The 23,364-nt window shown below is 67.8% G+C and carries 19 protein-coding genes, 1 tRNA gene and 2 pseudogenes; 6 read left to right on the top strand and 16 right to left on the bottom strand.

The genetic code is table 11. The annotated features are described in order from the left end of the window. The first annotated feature begins 34 nt into the window (after window positions 1–34). The 4 genes from EJC49_RS16385 (at window position 35) to guaA (ending at window position 3,331) form a co-directional block, all read left to right on the top strand. Window positions 35–493 carry a TspO/MBR family protein gene (locus tag EJC49_RS16385; RefSeq protein WP_126701017.1) on the top strand — a complete coding sequence of 153 codons (459 nt, stop codon included), beginning with the start codon at window positions 35–37 and terminating at the stop codon, window positions 491–493. An 80-nt stretch (window positions 494–573) separates the two neighbouring features. Then, on the top strand, window positions 574–1,032 hold the full coding sequence (locus tag EJC49_RS16390; RefSeq protein WP_126701018.1) for a PaaI family thioesterase: 459 nt from the start codon (window positions 574–576) through the stop codon (window positions 1,030–1,032). Beyond that, window positions 1,029–1,757, top strand: a complete 729-nt coding sequence (locus tag EJC49_RS16395; protein ID WP_126701019.1) for a 5'-methylthioadenosine/S-adenosylhomocysteine nucleosidase — start codon at window positions 1,029–1,031, stop codon at window positions 1,755–1,757. Before EJC49_RS16390 ends, EJC49_RS16395 begins: the two co-directional genes overlap by 4 nt. Then, complete coding sequence (gene guaA / locus EJC49_RS16400; protein ID WP_126701020.1) at window positions 1,754–3,331, top strand: glutamine-hydrolyzing GMP synthase; 1,578 nt, start codon at window positions 1,754–1,756, stop codon at window positions 3,329–3,331. The genes EJC49_RS16395 and guaA overlap by 4 nt, the downstream gene beginning before the upstream one ends. A gap of 245 nt (window positions 3,332–3,576) precedes the next feature. Here the strand turns inward: guaA and EJC49_RS16405 are convergent, their stop codons facing one another. After that, entirely contained in the window at window positions 3,577–4,863 is a 1,287-nt protein-coding gene (locus tag EJC49_RS16405) for a flavin-dependent oxidoreductase (RefSeq protein ID WP_126701021.1), read from the bottom strand. Between the two features lie 572 nt (window positions 4,864–5,435). On the opposite strand from EJC49_RS16405, the gene EJC49_RS16410 reads away from it, so the two are divergent. Beyond that, window positions 5,436–5,509 (top strand) — tRNA-Gln (locus EJC49_RS16410). Between the two features lie 183 nt (window positions 5,510–5,692). On the opposite strand, the gene xth is transcribed toward EJC49_RS16410, so the two are convergent. The 15 genes and pseudogenes from xth to EJC49_RS16485 all read right to left on the bottom strand — a co-directional run bounded on the left by xth (window position 5,693) and on the right by EJC49_RS16485 (window position 21,962). Continuing rightward, window positions 5,693–6,469, bottom strand: a complete 777-nt coding sequence (gene xth / locus EJC49_RS16415) for an exodeoxyribonuclease III (protein ID WP_126701022.1) — start codon at window positions 6,467–6,469, stop codon at window positions 5,693–5,695. Beyond that, window positions 6,466–7,032, bottom strand: a pseudogene (locus EJC49_RS16420) (alpha/beta family hydrolase); the annotation flags it as partial. The pseudogene EJC49_RS16420 and the gene xth, both read right to left, overlap by 4 nt. Continuing rightward, on the bottom strand, window positions 7,014–7,955 hold the full coding sequence (locus EJC49_RS16425) for an IS110 family RNA-guided transposase (RefSeq protein ID WP_126701023.1): 942 nt from the start codon (window positions 7,953–7,955) through the stop codon (window positions 7,014–7,016). The gene EJC49_RS16425 and the pseudogene EJC49_RS16420, both read right to left, overlap by 19 nt. Before the next feature lie 209 nt (window positions 7,956–8,164). Next, window positions 8,165–8,266: pseudogene (locus tag EJC49_RS26300) on the bottom strand (alpha/beta hydrolase); the annotation flags it as partial. 372 nt (window positions 8,267–8,638) lie between these two features. Continuing rightward, window positions 8,639–9,076, bottom strand: a complete 438-nt coding sequence (locus EJC49_RS16435; protein WP_126701024.1) for a hypothetical protein — start codon at window positions 9,074–9,076, stop codon at window positions 8,639–8,641. A gap of 319 nt (window positions 9,077–9,395) precedes the next feature. Next, the gene (locus tag EJC49_RS16440; RefSeq protein ID WP_126701025.1) at window positions 9,396–10,970 is read right to left on the bottom strand and encodes a class I adenylate-forming enzyme family protein; all 1,575 of its coding nucleotides are present in this window, start codon (window positions 10,968–10,970) and stop codon (window positions 9,396–9,398) included. Next, the gene (locus EJC49_RS16445; protein WP_170314750.1) at window positions 10,970–12,520 is read right to left on the bottom strand and encodes an FAD-binding oxidoreductase; all 1,551 of its coding nucleotides are present in this window, start codon (window positions 12,518–12,520) and stop codon (window positions 10,970–10,972) included. Before EJC49_RS16445 ends, EJC49_RS16440 begins: the two co-directional genes overlap by 1 nt. Then, window positions 12,517–14,154 (bottom strand): alpha/beta fold hydrolase, encoded by a 1,638-nt coding sequence (locus EJC49_RS16450; protein ID WP_126701026.1) that lies wholly within the window; start codon window positions 14,152–14,154, stop codon window positions 12,517–12,519. Before EJC49_RS16450 ends, EJC49_RS16445 begins: the two co-directional genes overlap by 4 nt. After that, complete coding sequence (locus EJC49_RS16455) at window positions 14,151–15,704, bottom strand: class I adenylate-forming enzyme family protein (protein ID WP_126701027.1); 1,554 nt, start codon at window positions 15,702–15,704, stop codon at window positions 14,151–14,153. Before EJC49_RS16455 ends, EJC49_RS16450 begins: the two co-directional genes overlap by 4 nt. A gap of 3 nt (window positions 15,705–15,707) precedes the next feature. Continuing rightward, window positions 15,708–16,595 (bottom strand): amidohydrolase family protein, encoded by an 888-nt coding sequence (locus EJC49_RS16460; protein ID WP_126701028.1) that lies wholly within the window; start codon window positions 16,593–16,595, stop codon window positions 15,708–15,710. Window positions 16,596–16,624: 29 nt separating this feature from the next. Then, window positions 16,625–17,578 carry an ABC transporter ATP-binding protein gene (locus tag EJC49_RS16465; protein ID WP_126701029.1) on the bottom strand — a complete coding sequence of 318 codons (954 nt, stop codon included), beginning with the start codon at window positions 17,576–17,578 and terminating at the stop codon, window positions 16,625–16,627. Further along, the gene (locus tag EJC49_RS16470; protein WP_126701030.1) at window positions 17,575–18,549 is read right to left on the bottom strand and encodes an ABC transporter ATP-binding protein; all 975 of its coding nucleotides are present in this window, start codon (window positions 18,547–18,549) and stop codon (window positions 17,575–17,577) included. Before EJC49_RS16470 ends, EJC49_RS16465 begins: the two co-directional genes overlap by 4 nt. Beyond that, complete coding sequence (locus EJC49_RS16475) at window positions 18,546–19,415, bottom strand: ABC transporter permease (RefSeq protein WP_126701031.1); 870 nt, start codon at window positions 19,413–19,415, stop codon at window positions 18,546–18,548. The genes EJC49_RS16470 and EJC49_RS16475 overlap by 4 nt, the downstream gene beginning before the upstream one ends. A 3-nt stretch (window positions 19,416–19,418) precedes the next feature. Next, window positions 19,419–20,450 carry an ABC transporter permease gene (locus tag EJC49_RS16480; protein WP_126701032.1) on the bottom strand — a complete coding sequence of 344 codons (1,032 nt, stop codon included), beginning with the start codon at window positions 20,448–20,450 and terminating at the stop codon, window positions 19,419–19,421. 15 nt (window positions 20,451–20,465) lie between these two features. Next, window positions 20,466–21,962, bottom strand: coding sequence for an ABC transporter substrate-binding protein (locus tag EJC49_RS16485; RefSeq protein ID WP_170314751.1), 1,497 nt, complete (start codon window positions 21,960–21,962; stop codon window positions 20,466–20,468). A 293-nt stretch (window positions 21,963–22,255) separates the two neighbouring features. Between EJC49_RS16485 and EJC49_RS16490 the strand changes: the two genes are divergently transcribed. After that, window positions 22,256–23,212: a LysR substrate-binding domain-containing protein gene (locus tag EJC49_RS16490; RefSeq protein WP_245453434.1), complete on the top strand. Its 957-nt coding sequence runs from the start codon at window positions 22,256–22,258 to the stop codon at window positions 23,210–23,212. The last annotated feature ends 152 nt before the right edge of the window (window positions 23,213–23,364 follow it).

The following is a 23,364-nucleotide window of genomic DNA, read 5'->3' on the forward strand; positions in this document are numbered from 1 at the left end:
GCGGGGCGGGACCGACGACCGGAAGGAACACCGCATGCGCCGCCGCGATCTCCCCACCTATCTGCTTTTCCTCGTTCTCGTCGTCGGAGGCGGTCTCCTGATCGGCAGCACGACGGCCCCCGACGCATGGTACGCGTCTCTCGCCAAGCCGCCCTTCAACCCGCCGAACTGGCTCTTCGGCCCGGTCTGGACGGTCCTTTACGTCGCGATCGCCGTGGCCGGCGCGCGCACGTGGCTGCATGCGCGGGGCAGCCGCGCGATGACGGCGTGGTGGGCGCAGCTGGTGTTCAACTTCCTGTGGTCGCCCGTGTTCTTCGCCCTCCATTCGATCGGCGGTGCGCTGGTCATCGTGCTCGCCATGGCGGCGACCGTCGCCGCCTTCATCGTTTTTTCATGGCGGTCGGACCGCTTGTCGGCGCTGCTGTTCATCCCCTACCTGGCCTGGGTGTCCTTCGCGGCGCTCCTCAACGCTTCCATCTTCTGGCTCAACTGATCCTTTCGGCACGGTGCCCGGCGCGGATTGCCAGCGCCGGGGCGCTTTGCGATAAACCGTTCCCACGAAAGGATCGCCGCATGTCCGAGCTCCACGACGAATCCACCGACTACGAGGTGCGGGTCAGGTCGAGCTTCGATCGGCAGGCGGCCATGAAGACGATCGGCGCCGAGCTGACGCAGGTGACGCCCGGCATGGTCGAAATCGAAATGCCGTTTTCCGAGCCGCTGACCCAGCAGCACGGTTTCCTGCATGCCGGCATCATCTCCGCGGCGCTGGATTCGGCCTGCGGCTACGCCGCCTTCTCGCTGATGCCGGCCGACGCGGCCGTGCTCACCATCGAATTCAAGGTCAACCTGCTTGCCCCGGGCAAGGGCGATCGGTTCCTGTTTCGCGGCTCGGTGACCAAGCCCGGCCGCACCATCATCGTCGCGGACGGCCAGGCCTATGCCTTCAGCGCCAGCGGCGAGGCGAAGCTGATCGCGACCATGACGGGCACCATGATGGTGGTCCAGGGGCGGGAGGGCATTGCCGGATGACGGCGACGGCCGTTCCCCCGCCGGTCAAGGACGTCGCCGGTCGTCGCATCCTGTACGTGATGGCTGCAGCCGCGGAATACGGCCCGCATCTCGAGGCGCGGTTCGAACCCTTACTGACCGGGGTCGGCCCCGTCGAGGCGGCGGTCGAACTCACCCATGCGCTCGCCCTGCTCGCCCACGGCGGCCGCGGGCCCGATCTCGTCGTGTCGCTCGGCTCGGCCGGCAGCCGCGTGCTCGAACAGACCGAGGTCCACCAGGCCGTGTCCGTCGCCTACCGCGACATGGACGCCTCTCCGCTCGGCTTCGCGAAGGGCGCGACGCCCTTCCTCGACCTGCCCGCCGTTGTGCCGCTTCCCTTGCGGATCCCCGGCGTCAGGGAGGCGACGCTGTCGACCGGCGCAAACATCGTGTCGGGCGCCGCCTACGACCAGATCGCCGAGGACATGGTCGACATGGAAACCTTCGCCGTGCTGCGCGCCTGCCACCGCTACGGCGTGCCGCTGATCGCGCTTCGCGGGATCTCGGACGGGAAGGCCGACCTTCGCCATGTCGGCGACTGGACCGAATATCTCCACGTCATCGACGAGAAGCTGGCTTCGGTGGTCGACCGCCTCGAACTGGCGATCGGGGACGGCGGCCTTTTCCTCGACCCGCAGCCGAATTTCGCCGCGACGCAACATGCGGGATTGCTGGAACGGCTCGACTCGTCTACTGGCTCGCCATGAACACGACCCCCCATCCCGACAGCATCCTCATCATCGATTTCGGCAGCCAGGTGACGCAGCTGATCGCGCGGCGCGTGCGCGAAACCGGCGTCTACTGCGAGATATGGCCCTATCAGAAGGCCGATGACGGTTTTGAAAAGCTGCGTCCGAAGGGCGTGATCTTTTCCGGCGGCCCGGACTCGGTGACGCGCGAGGGATCGCCCCGCGCGCCCGAGGCTGTGTTTGCGTCCGGGGTGCCGATCCTGGCCATCTGCTATGGCCAGCAGACCATGGCCGTGCAGCTCGGCGGTTCGGTCGAAGGCGGGCACGCGGCGGAGTTCGGCCGCGCCGACGTGGAGATCCTGAAGGCCTCGCCGCTGTTCGAAGGCATCTGGGAGGTCGGCAAGCGCTATCCCGTCTGGATGAGCCATGGCGACCGCGTCACCCGGGCGCCCGACGGCTTCGAGATCATCGGCACCTCGGAGAACGCGCCCTTCGCGATCTGCGTCGACGAGGCGAGGCGCTACTACACCACCATGTTCCATCCCGAAGTGGTTCACACGCCCGACGGCGGCCGGCTTCTCGCCAATTTCGTGCACCGGATCGTGGGGCTGACATCCGACTGGACCATGTCGGCCTATCGCGCGGAGATGGTGGAAAAGATCCGCGCCCAGGTGGGCACGGAGCGGGTGCTCTGCGCGTTGTCCGGCGGTGTCGATTCCTCGGTGGCGGCGGTTCTGATCCACGAGGCGATCGGCGACCAGCTCACTTGCGTCTACGTCGACCATGGCCTGATGCGGCTTGGCGAGACCGAGCAGGTGGTCGGCATGTTCCGCGACCATTTCAACATCCCGCTCGTCCATGTCGACGCGTCGGATCTGTTCATCGGCCAGCTGGAAGGCGAGGCGGATCCCGAAACCAAGCGCAAGACCATCGGCCGGCTGTTCATCGAGGTGTTCGAGGCGCAGGCGCGGAAGATCGCCGAGGACGGCAAGGGCGCGCCGAGCTTCCTGGCCCAGGGGACGCTCTATCCCGACGTGATCGAGAGCGTCTCCTTCTCGGGCGGCCCTTCCGTGACCATCAAGAGCCACCACAATGTCGGCGGCCTGCCCGAGCGCATGAACATGAAGCTGGTGGAGCCGCTGCGCGAGCTGTTCAAGGACGAGGTGCGGGCGCTCGGCCGCGAGCTCGGCATCCCGGAGAGCTTCATCGGCCGGCACCCGTTCCCGGGGCCGGGCCTCGCCATCCGCCTGCCGGGCGGCGTCACGCGCGAGAAGCTCGACATCCTGCGCAAGGCCGACGCGATCTACATCGAGGAGATCCGCAAGGCCGGCCTCTACGACCAGATCTGGCAGGCCTTCTCCGTGCTCCTTCCGGTGCAGACCGTGGGCGTCATGGGCGATGGCCGCACCTACGACCGGGTGCTGGCTTTGCGTGCTGTGACGTCGGTCGACGGCATGACCGCCGACTTCTTTCCCTTCGACATGACCTTCCTCGGCCGCGCCGCCACCCGCATCATCAACGAGGTCAAGGGCGTCAACCGCGTCGTCTACGACGTGACGTCCAAGCCGCCCGGGACGATCGAGTGGGAATAGGGGCGAACGGGGTGATGGCGCAGGGCCTGTCGAGGCTTCTCGCCTGAGCTGTGCCGTGGCGATCTTCGAGAGGCAGGGCAACGTCGGGCGCTGACGGCTGGAAGCCGGTCAGCCAGCCGGCGGGACCGGTTCTGTCCGATCGGGCGACCGCGGGAAACCGCAAAGGCGCCATCTGACCGGTGAACGGCGCCCGAGCGTGGCGAGGTGGAGCGGCCGTCGCTACGCTCTCGCCCGGCCGCGACGGATCACGGCCTGACCCTTGCCCCCGGTGCGATCGTCGGGGGGGCGGCGTTGAGCTTTTCGATGGCGAAGCCGGCGGCGGCCTTGTAGCCGGCCATGAATGCCGCCCGTTCTTCCGCGGGGATGACGTCGTCGATGTCGTCGAACGCGCCGCCGCAGCGCTCGTCGACGAGGTTCAGCAGGCCGAAGGGGCCGGCGCCGCGATTGCGCAGGATGACGGCGGAGATCGGGCCGCAGAGCCTCTCGTCATAGGCGGCGAGCGCCTCCGGCGTCACGCCATGCTCGACCATGCAGGCGCCGAGCACGCGGGCGTCGACGATCGCCTGGCTCGCGCCGTTCGATCCGGTCGGGTACATCGCATGGGCGGCATCGCCCAGCAGGGCCACCGCGCCGTCCCGCCAGGTCGGCACCGGGTCGCGGTCGATCATGGGGTATTCGAAGACGTCCGTTGCGCCCGCCAGCATCGCCGGCACGTCGAGCCAGTCGAAGGTCCAGCCGTCGAAATGGTGGATGAAGTCGTCGATCGCCACGCGCTTGTTCCAGTCGCCGCCCTGCCAGCCCTTCGACGCGTCCCAGGTCACTTCGGCGATCCAGTTGATCACGGACAGGCCGCTCTGCGGATCCGGGTGCGAGATCGGGTAGAAGACGACGCGGTGGCGGTGAGTGCCGAGGCCGACGAAGGAGGCCCCCGAGCGGATCGGCTTGCCGAGGCTGGTGCCGCGCCACATCACCGCGCCGCCCCAGTGGATCGGCGGCTGGTCGGGATGCATCTGGGCGCGAACCGCCGAGTGGATGCCGTCGGCGCCGATCAGCAGCGCGCCCGATACCTCGCTCGTCGTGCCGTCGGCATGCTGGACGAAGACGCTCACCGTGCCGTCCGCCTCGTTGCGGTAGCCGGTGACGCGGCTGTCGAGCCGGACCGCCTCGGCCCCCAGGCGCTCGACCACCTTGTCGTGGAGCAGCATTTGCAGCCGGCCTCGATGCACCGCATATTGCGGCCAGGCATAGCCGGCCTCCAGGCCGCGCGGCTCGGAATAGACGTCGTTGCCGTTCAGGCCCACCAGCGCCCATTCGCGGGCCGGCAGGCCGACCCGGTCCAGTTCGGCCGCGCCGATGCCTAGATCGTCGAGCTCGCGCACCGCGTTCGGCTGGATGTTGATGCCGACGCCGAGCGGCTTCAGCGACCGGACGCTTTCGAAGACGATGCAGCGCACGCCGATCTGGTGCAGCGTCAGCGCCACGGAAAGGCCTCCGATGCCGCCGCCGGCGATCAGGACGACTGGTTCGGGCATGTTTCCCCCTTTGTGTTGTCGACGGGGCTTTAAGCAAGAAGGCCGCGCAACGCAACGCCGCAGCGGGTCTCGCCCGCGCAGCACCGCTCCGCCCGACCGCGGGATCGGGCGTGGCGGCCGGATCGCTGCCGTTGGCGCGGCGCCGTGCTCTGGTTATAGGGGCGGCCGTGAGGGCCGGAAGACCGCAGTGGGCGAGGTCGTGCTTTGGTTCCAGGGCGGGCGCGGCGGCCGGTCGGCCGACCGGTTGCTGCGGCCGGCCGCGTCTCCCTCGGCTGCTGCGGGGCTTGGTTGGAGCCCAACGACACGACCGCTCGGCTCGACCCCGGGAGCGGGCGTGGCGGACCGGGGCTCCTCGGACTGGCCGTGCGCGAGCGGGGGCAGGGCGCGTGCCCGACGATCGAGGCCGCGACGCCGCCATCTGGCCGGAGCCGGTGGGCGTCATTCGATTTTCCCGCCCGGCGGGTCTTGATCGTGTCGGTCAATGTGTTAAGTAGCGCCCCATCAGCGCTGGCGCAGCGCACGGATCCCGTCGCGACATCGCGACGCCGTCCCCGAGATGCCGCCATGCCTGCTGGGGAATAGGTTAACGGTAGACCCACGGACTCTGACTCCGTTAGTCCTGGTTCGAATCCAGGTTCCCCAGCCACCCTTCAAGCTCTTGATTTTCCTGTATGAATTTCCCTTCAAGCCATCCCGGTTTTCGGGTAAGTCTTGCGCCGCATAGCAGTTTTATACCGGATTTATACCAGGCACGGTTTCCTGAGCATGCATTGGGCTCGCTCACGGCGTTGCGACACCCCGACTCAGAAGGGACGTCCAACCCGTTTGCTCAGGCGTCCCTCAACCTCATCCACACCGGAGCGTGATCGCTGGCACCTTCTCGACCGCGCACCTCACGGTCGACGCCGGCTTCAACGAGCCTTTCCTTGAGGTTGCTGCTCAGGAGCAGATGATCGAGCCTGAGGCCTGCATCGCGCTGCCAGCGCATGCGCTTGTCGTGCCAGAAGGTGTAGGCGCGCTCCTTGGGATGGAGGTGACGCAGCGCGTCAATCCAACTACGGCCGACGAGCCTGCGGTAGGCGGCGCGGCTTTCCGGGTGGATGAGTGCGTCGTCATCCCATGAAGTGGTCGGGTAGATGTCGAGATCGGTCGGCGCGACATTGTAGTCCCCGGCGAGCACGATCGGCGCCCCGGACTTGCGCAACGCAGTGGCGTGCTTCCTCAGTCGTTCCAGCCAGGCGAGCTTGTAGGCAAACTTTGCCCCCGGCTGCGGATTGCCGTTCGGCGCATAGATCGAAGCGACAAGGATGCCTGCAACAGCCGCTTCGATATAGCGGGCCTGTTCATCGGCGGGATCGCCGGGAAGGCTGCGGCGGGTGATAACCGGCTCGCCGACGCGCGACAGGATGGCGACGCCGTTCCAGCTCTTCTGCCCGACCCATGCTGCGTCATAGCCGGCTGCATTAATCGCCTCTTCCGGGAAGGCGTCCTGCACCGCCTTCAGTTCCTGCAGGCAGACGATATCGGGTCGGGCTTCAGCGAGCCAGTCGAGCAGGTTGGCGAGCCGCCTGTTGATGCCGTTGATGTTGAAGGTGGCGATCTTCAGCGCGCCAGAACGCGCGCGACCCAGTCCCGGGTTGCATCAGCGACAGTGGCCAGATGATCGGCTGCCGTGAAGCCGGAGATCGTCTTGCGGGGCTTCAGGTCATGATCGCCATCCTCGAGCCAGAGGATATCGATCGATGGCGAGAGACTGTAGCTGGCCACCTCGTCGCGCGTGCCAAAGGGATCGCGGGTGCCTTGGCAGATCAGCGTCGGCGTCCGCAGGGCCTCCAGATGGGCGGTCCGAAGCTGTTGCGGCTTGGCGGGCGGATGGAAGGGATAACCGAGGCAAAACAGGCCGGCGATGCGGCTGTCGGCGTGGAGTTCGTCCGCCACCATGGACGCCACCCGTCCGCCCATGGACTTGCCGCCGATGATGAGCGGGCCGGACGTGCCGAGCACATCAATAGCCTTGCGATACTCGTCCCGCAGCAGTTCGGCCCTTGGTGGCGGCTTGCGCTGGCCGGAGCGGCGCGCGGCCATGTAGCCGAACTCGAAGCGGACAACCCGGAAGCCGGTCCGGACCAGCGCCTCCGAGATGCCGGTCATCAACTCTGAGCCGATTGGGCGTCTCTGAGCCTTGCATTGAGGGTGACGATTATCTTTCGCATGACGGCGGCGATTGCGACGATGGGGCGTTTTCCGTTGTCGACGAGGCGTTTGTAGAAGGATGCGAACTCGCCTCTGCCGGCGGCTGCGCGCAATGCCGGCATGAACAGGGCTGTTCTGATCTGCGGCCTGCCGCCGCGTTGCCGCCGCCGGCCGGTTGCGGTTCCGCTCTCGTTGGGGTGGGGAGCTGTCCCGGCCAGGGCGGCGGCCTGCCTGCGCTGGAGGGAGCCGAGTTCGGGCATCTGGGCGATGAGGGTTGCGGCGCATGTGAGGCCGATGCCGTTCATGGCGGTGCACACGGCGATGCGTTGGCGCAGGCTCTGGCTGCGTGCGACGAGGGCGGCGATCGCCGCCTCGAGCTTGTCGATCTGTTGCTCGATGGCGGCCAGGATGGCCTTGAAGGAGGCTGCGAGTGCCTTTGCGCCGGGCGCCCTGGAGCGGTTGCGCTCGGCGACCCTGAAGGCGACGAGGTCGGCCCTGCGCCGCACCAGGACTTGCAACTGCCTCTCGTCGGCGTCTTGCGCCTGCCACAAGGACAGCTTGGCCCAGCGCTCGCGCGCATAGGCGGCCATTTGGGCGGCGTCGATGGCGTCGCTCTTGCCGAGCGTGCCAAAGGAGCGGATGAAGCTCTTGAGCTTCAGGGTGTCGGCACGGTGGCAGGCGATGCCGGCCTTGAGGCATTCCTCCAGAAGCAGCAGTTCGTAGCCGCCGGTCGGCTCGCAGACGACGAGGTCGGGCCGGGCTTTCTTGAGCATGGCGCGAATGGCGGATCGGCTGTTGTCGATGGTCGCGGCGGCCTGGCGGCCGTTGCTGGCGGTGAGACTGTCCTTGGCGACGTCGATGCCGAGGCAGCAGGCGGGCGGGTGGTGCAGAAAGGCCATGAGGGTGCTATCCTTTGCGGGCTTCGGATTGTTTGCGGGCGTGACGGCGCGTCAGGGGCCCGATCAACTCTCCAAGCGGTGGTGCAAAGGCGGCAGGGAGCCTTGATGACGTCGGGTGTCGGCCCGATCCCGGAAACGGTCGCCTGCCGCCGAGGCTGCGGGTGTTCGAGCCCGCAGCCTCATCCAACACTACCCCGTTCGGCTCAAACAATCCCGGCAGAGTCCATCGGCGCAACTGCGCCATGGGCAAGCAGGATCGTGGCGAAGGCGTCATCTGGGCCGGTGATCAGCATCGTGTCGTCGTCGGGCATGGTCGGCAGCAATTGGTGCGGGGACATCATGTTCCACGGGACGGCGCTTTCGTCCAACGCTGGAACCATGAATCGCGGTTCCAGAGCTTTGAATCGCCTGCCCGGCAAACGGCGTTTGGTGGAGTTATGGGGAGAATACGAACAGGTTGGTGATAACGGGGTTTGCACGAGGCCTTTCCCATGGGTGCAGGATACCCGTCCCGGGGACCATGGCACCGCGCCCTGATGGAGTGGCAGCCCTCGCCAAGGGAGGACGCCGGGCAGGTCCGGCCACGAGACCTATGCGTATGCTGCCGGAGGGCAGGCCTACATCCGGTGGGCAAATCTTCTGGGTTGCCACCAGCAGCGCGTCCAGCCGAACCACTCGCAGCCTCAGCCCGTGCGATCGCCGTCGCACTCGGCCGCCTCGTCCCCGTTGCCGCCGGGATGAAGCCTGCGCTGGAAAGTCCAGCCCGCCTCGTAGCGGTCCACGATGGCCGAGAAGGTCTGCTCGGTGGCCGCACGATCATAGTCGCGCGCGACCAGCCGCTCGATGACCGACGCCGCCAGCGTCCACATCTCTTCTTCGCGTCCCAGCCGGAGGTTCTCCGTGATGGCGTAGTGCAGCAGCTCGCGCGCGATCGCGTCGCGGTCCGGCGCGCGCGCTTCAGCGATGCGCCTGTTATAGGCGCGCTGGTACTCCCGCTGCCTGCGCAGCCGTTCCTCGCGGCTCTGTCTCTTGCGTCCTGGCATCGTGGCCTCCTCGCGGATCGACAGATTCTCGCGCAACGCCATGCGTCGGATGATGTACAAAAGTACAATGTGGATCACTCCGTTGCCGCCTGTCGCTCTCAGCGCAGGGGAAGGGGTCACATGGCTCAGTTCTCAATGAAAATTACACGCCAGCCCGGCTCACTTCTGGGTGGAAATCAACAGCCTAGTGGCGTCAGGAGCACATCTTTACCGCGACCGGCGCCGCTTTCTAAGCCCTTTCGGGAGATGGTGGCCTTTAGAACGTATCCAGCGCAGCCGGATCGGACTGACGGCGGCAGGTCCGGCGTCGCGATGCCCGCCGGTCACATCCGCGTCCGGGCCGCAAAGACGGGTGCGGGCTGGACGGCGCGTTGCCCGCGCCTATCGACGAGTGGCATCAAGCCGGTGCCGGCGATCCGCCGGACGAGGCCGCCGCGTCGGCGGTGCGGCCGAACGCCCGGCGCAGCGCGACCTTGTCGACCTTTCCCGATGCCAGGCGCGGCAGGTCGGTCGCGAAGACGACGGATCGTGGCTTCTTGTAGCTGGCGATCTGGCTGCGGCAGTGCGCGATGACGGTCTCGGCCGACGGAGCCGGATCGCGGGCGACGACGATGGCCAGCACGATCTCCCCCCAATAGGCGTCCGGAAAGCCGATCACCGCCACGTCCTCGACCATGGGATGGGACGCGATGGCGGTCTCCACCTCGCGCGAATAGATGTTCTCGCCGCCGGAGATGATCATGTCCTTGGCCCGGTCGACGAGGTAAAGATAGCCGTCCTCGTCCAGCCGGCCCATGTCGCCGGTGTGGTACCAGCCGCCGTGAAGCGCCGCCACCGTCGCCTCGCTGTCGTTCCAGTAGCCCTTCATGATGGTCGGCGCCCTCAGCTGCACCTCCCCGACCGCCCCGATCGGGACGGCCCGGTCGGCCCTGTCGGCGATCCTGAGCGCGACGCCGCGGGAGGCCCGGCCGACGGAGGCGAGGCGTTGGCGGTCCTGCGCCGTCCTGATGCGATGCTCGTGGCGGTGCAGCGTCGTGGCGCTGCCTTCCGACATTCCGTAGAGCTGCAGGAAGACGTCGCCGAACACCCGCATTCCATGTTCCAGATGCGGCACCGGCATCGGGGCGCCGGAGTAGACGATGCTCTTCAGCGAACCGAAGTCCCGCGCGTCGACGCCCGGCACGTCGAGCAGCGCCTTGACCATGGTCGGGGCGAGATGGGTGATGGTGATCCGCTCGCGTTCGATGGTGTCGAGGATGGCGCGCGGATTGAAGTCCGCCTGGACGTGGATCTCCGCCGCGCGGAAATGCCCGCCGAGCTGCATGAAACGGTGGCCGACGTGGAAGACCGGCATCATCAGGAGCAGGCGATCTTCCGGCTGCATCTCGATCTCGGTGGCGAAGTAGTTGCAGACGGCGAGTTCGGTGCGATGCGATCGCATCACGCCCTTCGGCGTGCCCGTGCTGCCGCTGGTGAAGATCAGGTGCAGGATGTCGTCGATGTCGGGAGAGGCGAGCGGCTGCGCCGGATCGGCGGTCGCGACGAAATCCTCGTAGGACACGGCCCAGGCCGCCGGCTCGCCGCCGATGGCGACGAACAGCTGCACGCCGCTGCCGACCAGCGTCTCGACCACCGGCTCAAAGGCGGCCTCGTAGAACAGGATGCGCGGCCGGGCGATCGAGACGATGCGCTGCACCTCCGGTGCTGCAAGCCGAAAGTTCACCGTGGCGACGATGTAGCCGGACAGTTCCGCCCCGGCGTAAACCTCCATGAAGGCTCGGGTGTTGCGCGACATCACCGCCACGCGGTCCTGCAGCGCGACGCCGGCCGCGGCGATGGCGCGGGCGACCTGTTCGGCGCGGTCGAGATGCCCGGCGAAGCTGACGCGGGTCTCGCCGAAGACGAAGGCCGTCTTGTCCGGATGAGCGGCGGCGTTGCGCCGCAGCACGTCGCCGACCGTCGCGAATTCCATCACCGACGCTCCCAGCCGAGCACACCGGGGTTGAGGACGCAGTTCGGATCCACAACGTCCTTGATCGCGCGGGCGAGTGTTCGCGCCGGCTCTTCGGCCAGCGCTTCGTAGGGATAGTAGCGGCCGAGCTGCGCCATCATCGCGCCTTCCTGCAGGAGGATTTCGAGCAGGCCGCGGCGGATCTCGCGGGCGAGGGCCCGGGCCCGCGGGTTCTGCGGATGGCCGGCGAAGCGCCGGGCGACTTCAGGCTTCAGCGCGCTCGTGTGGACCTGTCTCAGGCTGTCCTGCCAGTAGATCATCGGCTCGACCAGGACGCTCGTGTCCTGCGCCGAGAACATCATCGAATGGGACAAGCCTTCCGCCTCCATGCGCGGCTGCGCATCGGCGAGAAATCGCTCAAGCGCCCGTGTCGCGTGCCCTATGCGGCCGAGCGGCATGATTCCGTGGACGGGCGCCCATCGCTCGCCCTTCGGGCCGAGCATGCCGCGCACGGAATAGGGGCGCGACAGCATCGCTAGCGGGATGGTGGGCGGCATCGGGACGGCATGCGACGGTACCGCCGCCACCGCCTCGGCGAGGAGCGCGCGGGCAGTGGCCGGACTGCCCGCTTCCGCGGTGAGGTGGAGCCCCCAGGGCAGGTCGCTGCGGCCGACGCCGCGCAGCGCCAGGCGTGCGGCTCGGCCGATGCCCTGCAGCAAGGACGAAGCGCCTGTCACCGTGCCGCGCAGCATCGAGATCGCTTCGCCGAAACTGGCTGCGGCGGCCTGGTCGCGCACGCTGCGGTTCGCGAGCCCCATCAGGGCCACGCCGGTGTCGCGCGCCTGGACGGCGGCCATGGCTTCGGCGAGCGAGGCCGGGTCTTCGAAGCCGAAGGAGGCGCATTCGGACGCCGCGGCGCGTGGCACGAGGCGCAGGGCGACGGCCGTCTTGATGGCGAGGGCGCCGCAATCGCCGATGAAGAGGCCGGTGATATCGGGGCCGCTGGCGCGCAGCGCGCCGGGAGAGCCAGGACGCGCCAGCGCGCCGGTCGTGACGAGGCTCCCTTCGGCGAGGACGAGTTCGAGGCCGAGCACGTGGTGCATGCCGGCCGGCATGTTCTGCGAGACCGCGCCGCCGATCGTGGAGACCGCACCCGAGATCGGCCCGGCGAGCGCCGGCGTCAGCCCGTAAGGCTGCAGGGCGCCGTCGAGATCGAGCCAGGTGGCGCCGGCTTCCACGACGACGAACCGGTCTTCCGGCGACAGGTGGCGAATTCCGTTCAAGGCCCGCAGATCGAGAAGCGCGACGCTTCCGGCCTGCGGCTGGAAACCGCGCGTATAGGACATGCCGCCACCGCGCGGGGCGATCACCATGCCCCGGCCCGCCGCCCAGGCAACCGCCGCGCGCACGCCGTCGACGTCGACGGGCGAGAGCACGATGTCGGCCAGCCGTTCGTCCGGCCATTCGAAGACGTCCATCGACAGGGCCGCACGCTCACCGGGATCGGTGCTGACGGTGCCCGGCGCGATCCTGCCGGCGATCGCCGCGACGTCGGCCTCCGCGAGCCTCATGCAGACCTGCGCGACAGCGCATCGGCCACGACGGCACCGAGGCTGGTGAAACCATCGACCGAGCGCCGCGAAAGGCCGTCGACGCACAGCCTCGCGAACCGGTCCTGCGGCATGGCAAAGACGATCGTGTCGGCCCGCCGCTCCGCCAGCCGTTCGGCGAGAGGGTAGCGCCACAGCTGGGCGAGCGCCGGGGCGAGCATGGTCGGCTGCTTGAAGAGGTCGACGGCCTTCCTGTGCAGCAGGGCAGCGTCGAGACCGCTCACCGACGGCAGCGCGGCGGAGCGAACCCGCTCGTAGAAGGGCGCCCAGAGCCGTTCGTCGCGGACGAGGCTCCAGGCGACGGGGACGTGGCGTCCGTCGACATGCGGCGTCAGGTCGGCGGTGTAGCGGTCGAGGAACTCGCTTCGGAGGGCAGGCGGCACCGCCGGCGGATCGACGAGGAAGGCGGTGGCGCCGGTGGCCGCTGCCATTTCCAGCGCCAGAGCCGCCGAGCCTTCCCAGCCCATCACCGCGCGGATCGGGCAGCCGAAGGCGTCGAGCGCCTGCCGGATCCAGGCGGCGGACGTCTGGATCGAGCCGGGATCGCCGGTCTCGCTGTCGGCCTGACCGGGCGCTTCCACCGCGAGGACGGGCCAGGAGCGGGCGATTTCGGAGAGGTCGTCCTCGATGCCGCCTATGCCGCCGGGCAGAGGCGCGACGACGACCAGCGGCGGCCGCCCGTCGGGCGTGCCGAAGAGGCGGGCATGGAGCGTGCCCTCGCCGCAGGGCAGCATGAAGCGGCCGTCTGGCTGCGCGTCTCGCCATGAAGGGGAGCTGGGTTCGGAACCGGTGGAGGCCGGGACCGTCTGCATGATCGCGACCTCGGCATGGGCGGCCTCGATCGTGTCACGCGGCAGTTCGCGCTTCGGGTGGAATTCCGGAACCGTCGCGAAGACGGCATAGAGGCTGTCGCCCGGCCGTGCCGTCAGCATCACCGGCGTGCGCGTCTCCTTCAGCGCCGGGATCGAATCGTGACGGAAGGCCGCCGCATAGGCGGTGCGGTAGCCGTCGCCCGCCATCATGATCTGGGTGAAGCCGCGATGCAGGAAGTTGACGTCGGGGAGATCCGTGTCGGCGCGGTAGGCGGTCTGCTGGAGGTCCCAGGGCCAGAACACGTGCTGGTCGCGATAGCGCAGCCACCAGAAGGCGAGGTGGCTGCCGTCCCATTGCGGTTCGACGGGCACGAGATACTGGGTGAGGTAACGCTCGCTCTCGCCGGACGTGAACACGGGATAGCCGTCGCAGAGCGCGAGCGCCACGCGGCTCGGATGCCGCCGCGCGGTCTCGACCGCGATCGAGGCGCCGGTGTGCCGACCGTGGAGGATCGCCCGGTCGAGGCCGAGCGCGTCCAAGGTCTCGACCACCGCGTCGGCATAGTCTGCGATCTCGGGCTTTTGGTGGTCCAGCGGCGTCGACAGGCCGTATCCCGGCGTATCGATGGCGATGGCGTCGAAGTGCCGCCCGAACACCGCGAGTTGTTCGAGGAACATAGCGCCGGAAACCGGCGAGGCGTGCAGCAGGATGACGGCCGAGCCGCGGCCGGTCCGGCGGTAGTGGACGTGGCGGTCGCCGATCCGCAGGTAGCCGCGTCTCATCCCGGCGTCCGCCCCTTGGCTTCGGCGACGAGCTGGTCGCGCAGGGTGCGGTGCATGATCTTGCCGGTGCCGTTCTTCGGCAGTTCGGAGACGTAGCGGATTTCCTTCGGCAGCTTGTAGCGGGCGAGCCGCTTATCGCAGAAGGCGCGCAACTCCTCGAGGCCAGGCTGGGGAACGCCGGGGCGGGCGACGACGAACCCGATGACGGCCTCGCCCCAGTAGTCGTCCGGCTTTCCGACGATGGCCACCTCGGCCACGGCGGGATGGCCGTAGAGGACGTCCTCGATCTCGCGGGGGAAGATGTTCTGCCCGCCGGAGATGATCGTGTTGGTCTCGCGGTCGACGATGTAGAGGAAGTTGTCCTCGTCGAGGAAGCCGAGGTCGCCGACGCTGACCCATCCGTCGCGCACGGCGGCCTCCGTCGCCTCCGGCCGGTTCCAGTAGCCCGAGAAGAGCCAGCTGTTGCGGATGGCCACGCGTCCCGGCTTGCCTTGCTCCACCGGCTGCCAGTCGGCATCGACGATGCGGATCTCGGCGCCGGGATTGGCCTGGCCGACCGAGGAAATCTTGCGCATGTGCTCCTCGGGGCGGATCGTCGTCGCGCCTCCGGTCTCCGTCGCGCCGTAGCTGTCGAAGAGGATGCCCTCGCCGAAATAGTCGATGATGCGCTCCTTGGTGGCGTGCGGCAGGGCGGCGGCGTTGGAGTTGATCACCTTCAGCGAAGAGGTGTCGGCTCGGCGCAGCACGCTCTCGTCGAGCTTGAACAGGCCGTGGAAATGGGTCGGCACCGTGAACATGTTGTTGATGCGGTCGGCCTCCAGCCAGTGCAGGAACTCCTCGGGATCATATTTGCGCATGATGCGGCAGTCGCCGCCGAACCAGATGGGCACGAGCGCCGCGATGAAGCCGGCGCCGTTGAAGAAGGGCGTGAAGGCGAGCGTCCGGCAGGTCGTATTGTAGCCGCCCTGGAAGGCGCCGAGCACCAGCGTCATGTGGTCGACGCGGGAGCGGTGCGAGAGGAGCACGCCCTTCGGCTTGCCGGTGGTGCCGGAGGTGTAGGGGATGCAGAAGATGTCGCCCGAATCCACCGGAACCGTTGGCTCCGCACTCGACGCCTTCGCCAGCAGCGCCTCGTAGCGCGCGTCGAGCACGATGATCACCGGCTCGTGCTCGAGTTCCGCCTCGCGGATCACATCCTCGTAGTCCGGATCGACGAAGATCACTTTCGCCCGGCTGTCATTGGCGATGTAGGCGGCCTCGAAGCGGGTCGAGAACGGGCTGATCATCGCCGTGGCGCAGCCGGCGTCGGCGATGCCGAGCGTGATCTCGAGGAACTGCGGCCGGTTTCCGCACATCATCGCGACATGGTCGCCCGGCCGCAGGCCAAGCCCGTCGCGGGCGAGGTTGGCGACGCGGTTGATGCGGTCGACCACCGTGGCATATGTCATCGAGTCGAAGTCGCCGCGCAGCGCGACCTTGCGCGGCGTCCGGGCCGCCGAGATGCGGACGCCGGAGCTGATCGTCTTCGGGCGGTAGGTGCTGGTCGACATGGCCTACTCCGCCGCGATGGCGGCGTCTTCGCGCCAGCCCGGCAGCTTGAACAGCCGCAGCGCGTTGTCGCGCATGATCCGGCGATGGGATTCGGGACGGAAGCCGAGATCGGCCACCTGCCGGACCGCCTCCTCCGGGTCGATCACCGGCCAGTCGGTGCCGAAGAGGAATTTGTGGCTGCCATAGGTGTTGGCATAGTGAACCATCTGCGGCGGCCAGTAGCGCGGCGCGTAGGCGTCGCCGCCGATGTAGACGTTCGGATGCTTCCAGGCCATCGAGATCATCTCGTCCGTCCATGGCACGCCGAGATGGATGCCGATGAGCACGAGTTCGGGGAAATCGATCGCCACCTGGTCGAGGCAGATCGGGCGGCCGACCGACGGCAGGCGGCGGTCCTTCTGGTAGATCAGATTGTGGCCGACCTGCATCATGATCGGAATGTCGAGTTCGGCGCAGCGCGCGTAGTAGGGGTAATACTGCGCGGCGTCGGGCGCGAGGCCGAACCAGTGCGGATAGAGATGCGCTCCGACGAAGCCGTACTCCTTGACGGCCTGGTCGAGTTCGCGCAGCCCCGAGATTCCGCGCATCGGGTCGATGCCGGCGAGCCCCGAGAAGCGGTCGGGATGGGCATTGCAGATCTCGTGGACGCGCTCGTAGGTGATCTCCATCGAGCCGCGGATGCGCAGGTCGCCGCAGCGCACCGCCACCAGCAGCGAGCGCTCGATGCCGGCGCTGTCCATCTTCCGCAGATAGTCTTCGATCTCCACGCCGCGGCGCAGTTCGGACGAGTGGCGAACCTGGTCGTGGAACCGGTCGTCGGTCGGGTTGCGGTTCTCGGCGATCTCGCGTGGCGTCAGCACGTTCACGACGATATCGATATGGCCGGTCATGGGTATTCCTTTCTGGAGATCGCCGGAGGTCAGGTCTTGATGCAGGCGACCGAATGGTCGCCATCCGCCTTGGCAGTGAGGGCGATGGCCTTTGTCGTGCAGGCCGTTTCGGCAATCGGACAGCGCTCTGCATAGCCGCAGCCGGGCGGCAGCCTCAGCGGGCTCGGCGGCTCGCCGAGGATCGGCAGCCTTTCGCGCGTGACGCGCGGATCGGCTGACAGCTGGGCCGAGAGCAGGGTGCGTGTATAGGGATGCAGCGGCGCGCGGAAGATAGCCTCGCGGCTGCCCGTCTCGACGATGCGTCCGAGATACATGACGCACACGCGGTCGCAGATCGCATGCACGGTATCGAGGTCGTGGCTGATGAACAGCATGGCCATGCCGTGCTCCTCCTTCAGCGACCCGAGCAGCGAGAGGATCTCCGCCCGCACCGACAGGTCGAGCGAGCTGGTCGGTTCGTCGAGGACCAGCAGCTTCGGCCTGGTCGCGATGGCGCGGGCGATCGAGGCGCGCTGCAGCTGGCCGCCCGACGCTTGGTTCACGTGGCGCTCGAGCAGCACTTCCGACAGCGCCACGCGGCGAGCGAGAGCGCGTACCTCCTTCTTCCTGTCGTCCTTCGAAAGGGTGGTGTGCAGCTTCAGCGGCTCTTCGATCAGCGCGCCGATCTTCATGCGCGGGTTGAGCGAGGCGTAAGGGCTCTGGAACACCATCTGCACCGCCGGCCGCAGCCGGCGCATGCGGCTTTCGCGCCAGGTGGTGACGTCGTGGCCGTCGAACTCCACCGAGCCGGACGTGGCCTGCTCGAGGCGCAGGATCAGCCGGCCGAGCGTCGTCTTGCCGGACCCGCTTTCGCCGACCAGGCCGACGGATTCGCCCGGCGCGATCGAGAGGCTGACGCCGTTGAGCGCGTGGACCGTGCGGCCGCCGCCACGGAAGTGCTTGACCGCGTCGCGGACGGTCAGGAGGGGTCCGGTCGTGTTCATGCGAAGTGGCACCGTGTCTCGGCCTGCCCGCTCGGGCTCGGCTTGGCCGGGGGCTCCGTCGCGCACACGGCCTGCACCTTGGGACAGCGCGGCGCAAACAGGCAGCCGGCGGGAAGGTCGTAGAGGTTGGGCGGGGTCGACGGCGGCAGCGGGCGCCGCCCGGTCGCGGCTGCGGCGAGGTCGGCGGCCGCGAGCAGGGCCGTGGTATAGGGGTGGCGCGGGGCGACGAAGACCTCGTCGACCGGTCCGTGCTCGACGACGACGCCCGAATACATCACCGCGACATGCTCGCAATACTGGGCGACGACGCCGAGGTCGTGCGTGACGATGATGGCGCCGCGGTCGGTGCCGGCGATGAGGTCGCGGATCAGGTCGAGGATCTGCGCCTGCACTGTGACATCGAGCCCGGTCGTCGGCTCGTCGGCGATGAGCAGGACCGGATCGTTGATCAGCGCCATGGCGATGACCACGCGCTGCGCCATGCCGCCGGAGAGTTCGTGCGGCCAGGCCTTCATCCGCTCCTGCGGGCTCGGCACGCCGACCCGCTTCAGCATGTCGATCGCGCGGGCCCGGGCGTCGGCGCGCGTGATGTCGCGGTGCGCCCGCTGCAGCCGGACGAGCTGGTCGCCGACCCGCACGCGCGGATCGAGGCTGGTCACCGGCGACTGCACGACGAGGCCGATGGTGGCGCCGCGATGACGGTTGAGCTCGGCTTCCGGCATCGTGTCGAGGCGCTGGCCCATCAGTTCGATCTCGCCGGCGACCCGCTCGGCCGGCGCCTTCAGCGTGCCGAGGATCGTCTGCACGGTGAGCGACTTGCCGGCGCCGGTCTCGCCTACCACACCCAGAATGCGGCCGGCCGGCAGAGTGAGGTCGACGCCGTTCAGCGCGCGCGCGGTGCGGATCTCATTGACCGCGTTGCGCGAGACGAAGTGGGTGCGCAGACCCCGGACTTTCAGGATGTCGGTCATTTCTTGACGTCCAGGCGCGGGTCGGTGAGTTCCTGCAGGCCGTCGCCCATCAGGTTGAAGCCGAAGACGGCGATCACCAGCGCGATGCCCGGGAACATCGCCACCCAGTGCTGGCCGCTGATGATATATTCCGCGCCCTGGCGGATCAGCGCGCCCCATTCCGGCTCCGGCGCCTGGATTCCGACGCCGACGAAGGCGAGCGTCGCCGAGACGCGCAGCGCCCACGCCATGCGCAGCGGCAGCAGTGCGGCCGCGCCCTTGATGGTGTTGGGTAGGAGATGGACGAACAGGATACGCCAGGTCGGGTTGCCGGTGACGACCGCCGAGGCGACAAAATCGCTGCGCCGGATCGAAATGACCTCTGAGCGGACCACCCGCGCGAAGATCGGCGCGTCGATCAGCCCGATGACGACGACCACGTTGATCAGCGACTGCCCGGTAGCGGAGACGACGGCGAGCGCCAGGATGATCGAGGGGAAAGCGCGCAGCACGTCCAGCATGCGCGTCAGCACCTCGTCGACCACGCCACCGTAGTAACCGGCGATCAGCCCGAGCGGCACCCCGACCGCCACCATGACGAAGGCAGAGGGCAGGGCGATGGCGATGGCGTATCGCGCGCCGTAGAGGACGCGGGTGAAGACGTCCATGCCGTTGCCGTCGGTCCCGAACCAGTGGGCGGCGGACGGCGTCTGGAGGATGGCATTGGGCAGAACTTGGGTCGGTCCGTAGGGGCTGACGAAGCCGCAGAGGAGCGCGGTGAGGACGAGTAGCGCCACCAGCGCGCTGCCGACGACGAAGCTCGACGAGCGCCGCCACAGCCGCGCCAGCCGGTCGCCCGCCCTGATCTCAGAGATCGCGATGGCCATCGGTCAGCTCCTCGTCCGCGGCTCAAGCCAGAGCACGAGCAGGTCGATCACCAGGAAGACGGCGATCGAGAACAGGGCGATGACCGCGACATAGCCCTGGACCGCCGCGAAATCGCCCGAGAGGATCGCGTTGAGGCCCCATTGTCCGAAGCCGCCCCAGGCGAAGATGAGTTCGAGCAGGGAGACCGCCGCCAGCGTGCCCGTCAGCTCCGAGCCGGCGAGTGTCAGGATCGGCGCCAGGCTATTGCGCACGACGATCTGGCGGATGATGCGCGGCGGCAGTCCGCAGGATCGGGCGTAGGACACGTAGTCGCTGTTGATGACGTCCAGCGCGATGATGCGCGAATGCTTGAGAATGGGGGCGGCGATGATGATCGCCAGGATGGTCACGGGCAGCGCGAGATGGTGCAGCGCGTCGACCACCGCCTCCCAGTCGCCCGCCAGCGCCCCGTCGATCAGGACGCTGCCGGTCACCGGCGGCGGCGGGAAGGAGGCCATGCCGATGCGTCCCATCGGGGCGGCGGCGATGCCGAGCACGGAATAGAACAGGAAGATCGCCATCAATCCGATCCAGTATGTCGGCACCGAGAAGCCGAGGAGCGAGAGAAAGCGCGAGGTGTGGTCGAACCGCGAGCCGTAGCGGAAGGCGGACGCGATGCCGAGCGAGGCGCCGGCGAAGCCGCCGATGGCGAAGGCCGGCAGGAGGAGTTCCATCGTCGCCACCAGCCGCGGCCGGATCTCGTCGATCACCGGCCGGCCCGAGATCCAGGACAGGCCGAAATCGCCCTGCGCCAGATGGCCGACATAGATGAAGAACTGCTCGTAGATCGGTCGGTCCAGCCCGAGGTTGCTGCGGATGCGCTCCAGCATCGCTGCGTCGGCGAAGGGCCCCGCCAGCATCAGCGAGGCGTCACGTGTGCCGATCCGGATGAGCAGGAAGGTGACGAGGATCACCCCCAGCAGCATCGGTATGGCGACCAGCAGTCGCGTGAGGATGGCTCGCGCGACTGCGAGGATGACCGAGTTGCCTGTCACGTCGAACCGGCCGTCTTATTCGGCGCAGCTCAGATAGCGCCACATGACGCGGTTGTGCGGCTGCCACAGGTTGCCCTTGATGCAGGGCGCCGAGACGAACCAAGTGCCGGGATAGTAGGTCGGGATGACGGGGGCGTCGTCGGCCACCATCTGCTGGGCCTGCGCGACCAGATCGAGCCACTTGGCGTCGTCCTTCTCGACCAGCGCCTCGTCCACCAGCGTATCGAACTCCGGCTTCTCGTAGCCGGTGTTGTTGCCGACACCGCTGGAGTAGACCTGCAGCGAGAAGGAGTAGGTCGGATCGAGCGCGAAGGCGTTGGCGGAATGGAGGAAGAAGGGCGAGGTTCGCTCGGTCGCATTGCGCCGGGCGGCCATCTCGGCGTTCGGCAGCTTCTTCAGGTCGACGCGGAAGCTGCTCTTCTGCAGCTGGTCGGCGATCTGGATCGCCAGCGCCTCTTCCCACCACCAGGCGGCGGCATATTCGAGCGTGATGTCGACGCCGTCCTTGAAGCCGGCTTCGGCGAGCAGGGCCTTGGCCTTCTCCGGATCGTGGTCATACTGGTAGGCTTCGACATAGCCTGTGTTGGCGGGCGCCAGGATCGACCGGGCGCGTACGCCCTTGCCGCGGAAGACGTTCTGGTTGAGCGCGTCGTAGTCGAGCGCCCAGGCGACGGCCTGGCGCACCAGCTTGTTGTCGAAGGGCGGCTTCGTGACGTTGATGCGCAGCGACGCCGACGCCGTTCCGGGCACCGAGGTCACCTTGGTGCGCTTGTCGTCGATCAGGTTGACGATCTGGTCGAGTGGCACTTCCTCGGCGATCGCCACGTCGCCGCCCTGCAGCAGCGCGACGCGGTTCGCCGGTGCCGGGACCTCGCGGTACATGACGCGCTTGTAGTAGGGCTTCTCGAAGGGATAGTTCGGGTTCACCTCGAACATCGCCGCCTCGCCGGGGCGCAACTGCGTCAGGTGGTAGGCGCCGAAGCCCGCCGTGTTCTGCTTCAGCCAGGCGAGCGCGTTGGGATCCTCCGCCGTGGCGTGCTTCAGTGCCTCGGTCGTGTCGATGATGTGCGGCGTGTAGAGCGCCAGGATCTGCAGGAACATGCGGCGCGGCGCCGACAGGGTGAACTTGACGTGGCTGTCGTCGATGGCCTCCACATTGGTGACCGCAGCCGTCCTGCGCAGGAACCCACCCGTCTGCTTTCGCTCGGCGGCGAGGTTCCACGACCAGACGACGTCCTGGGCGCGCAGCGTGTTGCCATAGGGGCTGGCGACGTCAGGCCGCAACTTGAATACGTATTCGGTTTTGTCCTCGTTGGAAGTCCAGCTCTCCGCCAGCAGAGGCTGGATGTCGGTGGGATTGATGATCCGCTCGCCATCCGGTCCGTCGGTGTAGCCGTACTGGACGAGGCCTTCGTAGACGTTCACCATCGTCTCGATGGTCCCCGGCGTCCAGACGTCAGGGTCGAGGCTCGTCGGCGCCGAAACGCCAGCAATGACAAGATTTTGAGCCATTGCGGCCGTGCCTGTGCAAATGACCGTCGCGGCCATCGCCATGGCCGCGATTGATCCTCGCAGCGCGGCGAGAGTTCCGTTGCGTACGGTGAGGGTGGTTCCCTGCTGCATCCTGTTCCCCTTCGATGCGATAAAAGGTGCCCTGCGGTCGTTCCGATCTCTGCATAGGCGTTCAAGCCACACCTTCCGCGCGCTTCGGATCGCTTGCAAGCCAGAAATAGTTAGCCTACGGTTTAGCTGGACTAAGCCTTTGGGAGAGTTCCACGCGGATACCCGGCATACGCCCATTGCACGTGTTCGAAGCGTGCGGTCGCCATCGCAGCTTTGCCAAGGCGGCGCTCGAACTCGCCATCACGCCAGGCGCCGTCAGCCAGCAGATCAAGTCGCTCGAGGAGGAACTCGGCATCGAGCTGTTCCGGCGCAAGGCGCGCGGCGTCGAGCTCACGGCAGAGGGTGAGCGCTACTTCATCGACGTCCGCCGCTCGTTCGATCTCCTCGGCGATGCCACGCGCCGCATCATGCGGGCCGAGGGGCCTTCCGAGATCACCATCAGCGTCGAAAGCTCGCTTGCTCAGAACTGGCTCATTCCGAGGCTTCCGAATTTCTTCAGGCGCCATCCGCAGATCGTCCTGCACGTTGCGGCCAGACCGCTCCCGCGCAACGAGGCGACGCGGTTCAGCGACATCGCGATCGCCTATGGCTGGCGAAGCTATGTCGGCCTGAAGGTGGTCGAACTGATGACGGAGCAGATCATGCCGGTCTGCTCGCCGGAGCTGCTGGCCCGGATCGGCCCCTTCGACGGACCGGATTGGTTCCGGCGCGTGGTGCTGATCCACGATCATACGTTCGGCAGCCAGGGGCTGATGCCGGGCTGGCAAGGCTGGTTCGAGACAGTCGGCTATCTCGACCTTCCCACCGAATCCGGCGTCAGCTTCGCCTCGTCGGCGCTGTGCCTCTCCTTTGCCGCCGCCGGGGGTGGCGTGGCACTGGGCAGGAGCCGGCTGGTGGAGTCGCTGCTTGCGGAGGGAAAGCTGGTCAACCCGACCGGCATGTCGACGCCATCGCCATCGCCCTATTTCCTGGTCGGCAGCGGCGTGCTCGTCGACACGCCCGCGGTCCGCTCCTTGGTGAAATGGCTCTTCGAAGCCGCCGGATCGACGCCGACGGGCGTGGCGGGAGCGTCTGCGATGGCGGAGGTGGACGTCGGTCGGGCGCCGCGGGTAAGGGCCCGAACCGGGCGCCCGCCGTAACGGCTGGGCAGACGTTGCAAGATGCTGGCGCGGAACTGAGCCCCGCGCCAGCCCGCTTCTCTCCTACTCCGCCGCCATCAGGCTGGGGCAGTTACGGAACACGGGTGCGCGGGGCGCGTCGAACCCGGTCTCGGCCTTGCAACGCGACCTCA

The sequence above is a fragment of the Aquibium carbonis genome, assembly GCF_003970795.1.
GTDB lineage: Bacteria > Pseudomonadota > Alphaproteobacteria > Rhizobiales > Rhizobiaceae > Aquibium > Aquibium carbonis.

Excerpts from the sequence above, each read along its gene's own strand:
- EJC49_RS16385 (WP_126701017.1), top strand. The coding sequence starts at position 35 with ATGCGCCGCCGCGATCTCCCCACCTATCTGCTTTTCCTCGTTCTCGTC.
- EJC49_RS16390 (WP_126701018.1), top strand. The coding sequence starts at position 574 with ATGTCCGAGCTCCACGACGAATCCACCGACTACGAGGTGCGGGTCAGG.
- EJC49_RS16395 (WP_126701019.1), top strand. The coding sequence starts at position 1,029 with ATGACGGCGACGGCCGTTCCCCCGCCGGTCAAGGACGTCGCCGGTCGT.
- guaA (WP_126701020.1), top strand. The coding sequence starts at position 1,754 with ATGAACACGACCCCCCATCCCGACAGCATCCTCATCATCGATTTCGGC.
- EJC49_RS16405 (WP_126701021.1), bottom strand. The coding sequence starts at position 4,863 with ATGCCCGAACCAGTCGTCCTGATCGCCGGCGGCGGCATCGGAGGCCTT.
- EJC49_RS16425 (WP_126701023.1), bottom strand. The coding sequence starts at position 7,955 with ATGGCCTTTCTGCACCACCCGCCCGCCTGCTGCCTCGGCATCGACGTC.
- EJC49_RS16440 (WP_126701025.1), bottom strand. The coding sequence starts at position 10,970 with ATGGAATTCGCGACGGTCGGCGACGTGCTGCGGCGCAACGCCGCCGCT.
- EJC49_RS16445 (WP_170314750.1), bottom strand. The coding sequence starts at position 12,520 with ATGAGGCTCGCGGAGGCCGACGTCGCGGCGATCGCCGGCAGGATCGCG.
- EJC49_RS16450 (WP_126701026.1), bottom strand. The coding sequence starts at position 14,154 with ATGAGACGCGGCTACCTGCGGATCGGCGACCGCCACGTCCACTACCGC.
- EJC49_RS16455 (WP_126701027.1), bottom strand. The coding sequence starts at position 15,704 with ATGTCGACCAGCACCTACCGCCCGAAGACGATCAGCTCCGGCGTCCGC.
- EJC49_RS16460 (WP_126701028.1), bottom strand. The coding sequence starts at position 16,595 with ATGACCGGCCATATCGATATCGTCGTGAACGTGCTGACGCCACGCGAG.
- EJC49_RS16465 (WP_126701029.1), bottom strand. The coding sequence starts at position 17,578 with ATGAACACGACCGGACCCCTCCTGACCGTCCGCGACGCGGTCAAGCAC.
- EJC49_RS16470 (WP_126701030.1), bottom strand. The coding sequence starts at position 18,549 with ATGACCGACATCCTGAAAGTCCGGGGTCTGCGCACCCACTTCGTCTCG.
- EJC49_RS16475 (WP_126701031.1), bottom strand. The coding sequence starts at position 19,415 with ATGGCCATCGCGATCTCTGAGATCAGGGCGGGCGACCGGCTGGCGCGG.
- EJC49_RS16485 (WP_170314751.1), bottom strand. The coding sequence starts at position 21,962 with ATGGCTCAAAATCTTGTCATTGCTGGCGTTTCGGCGCCGACGAGCCTC.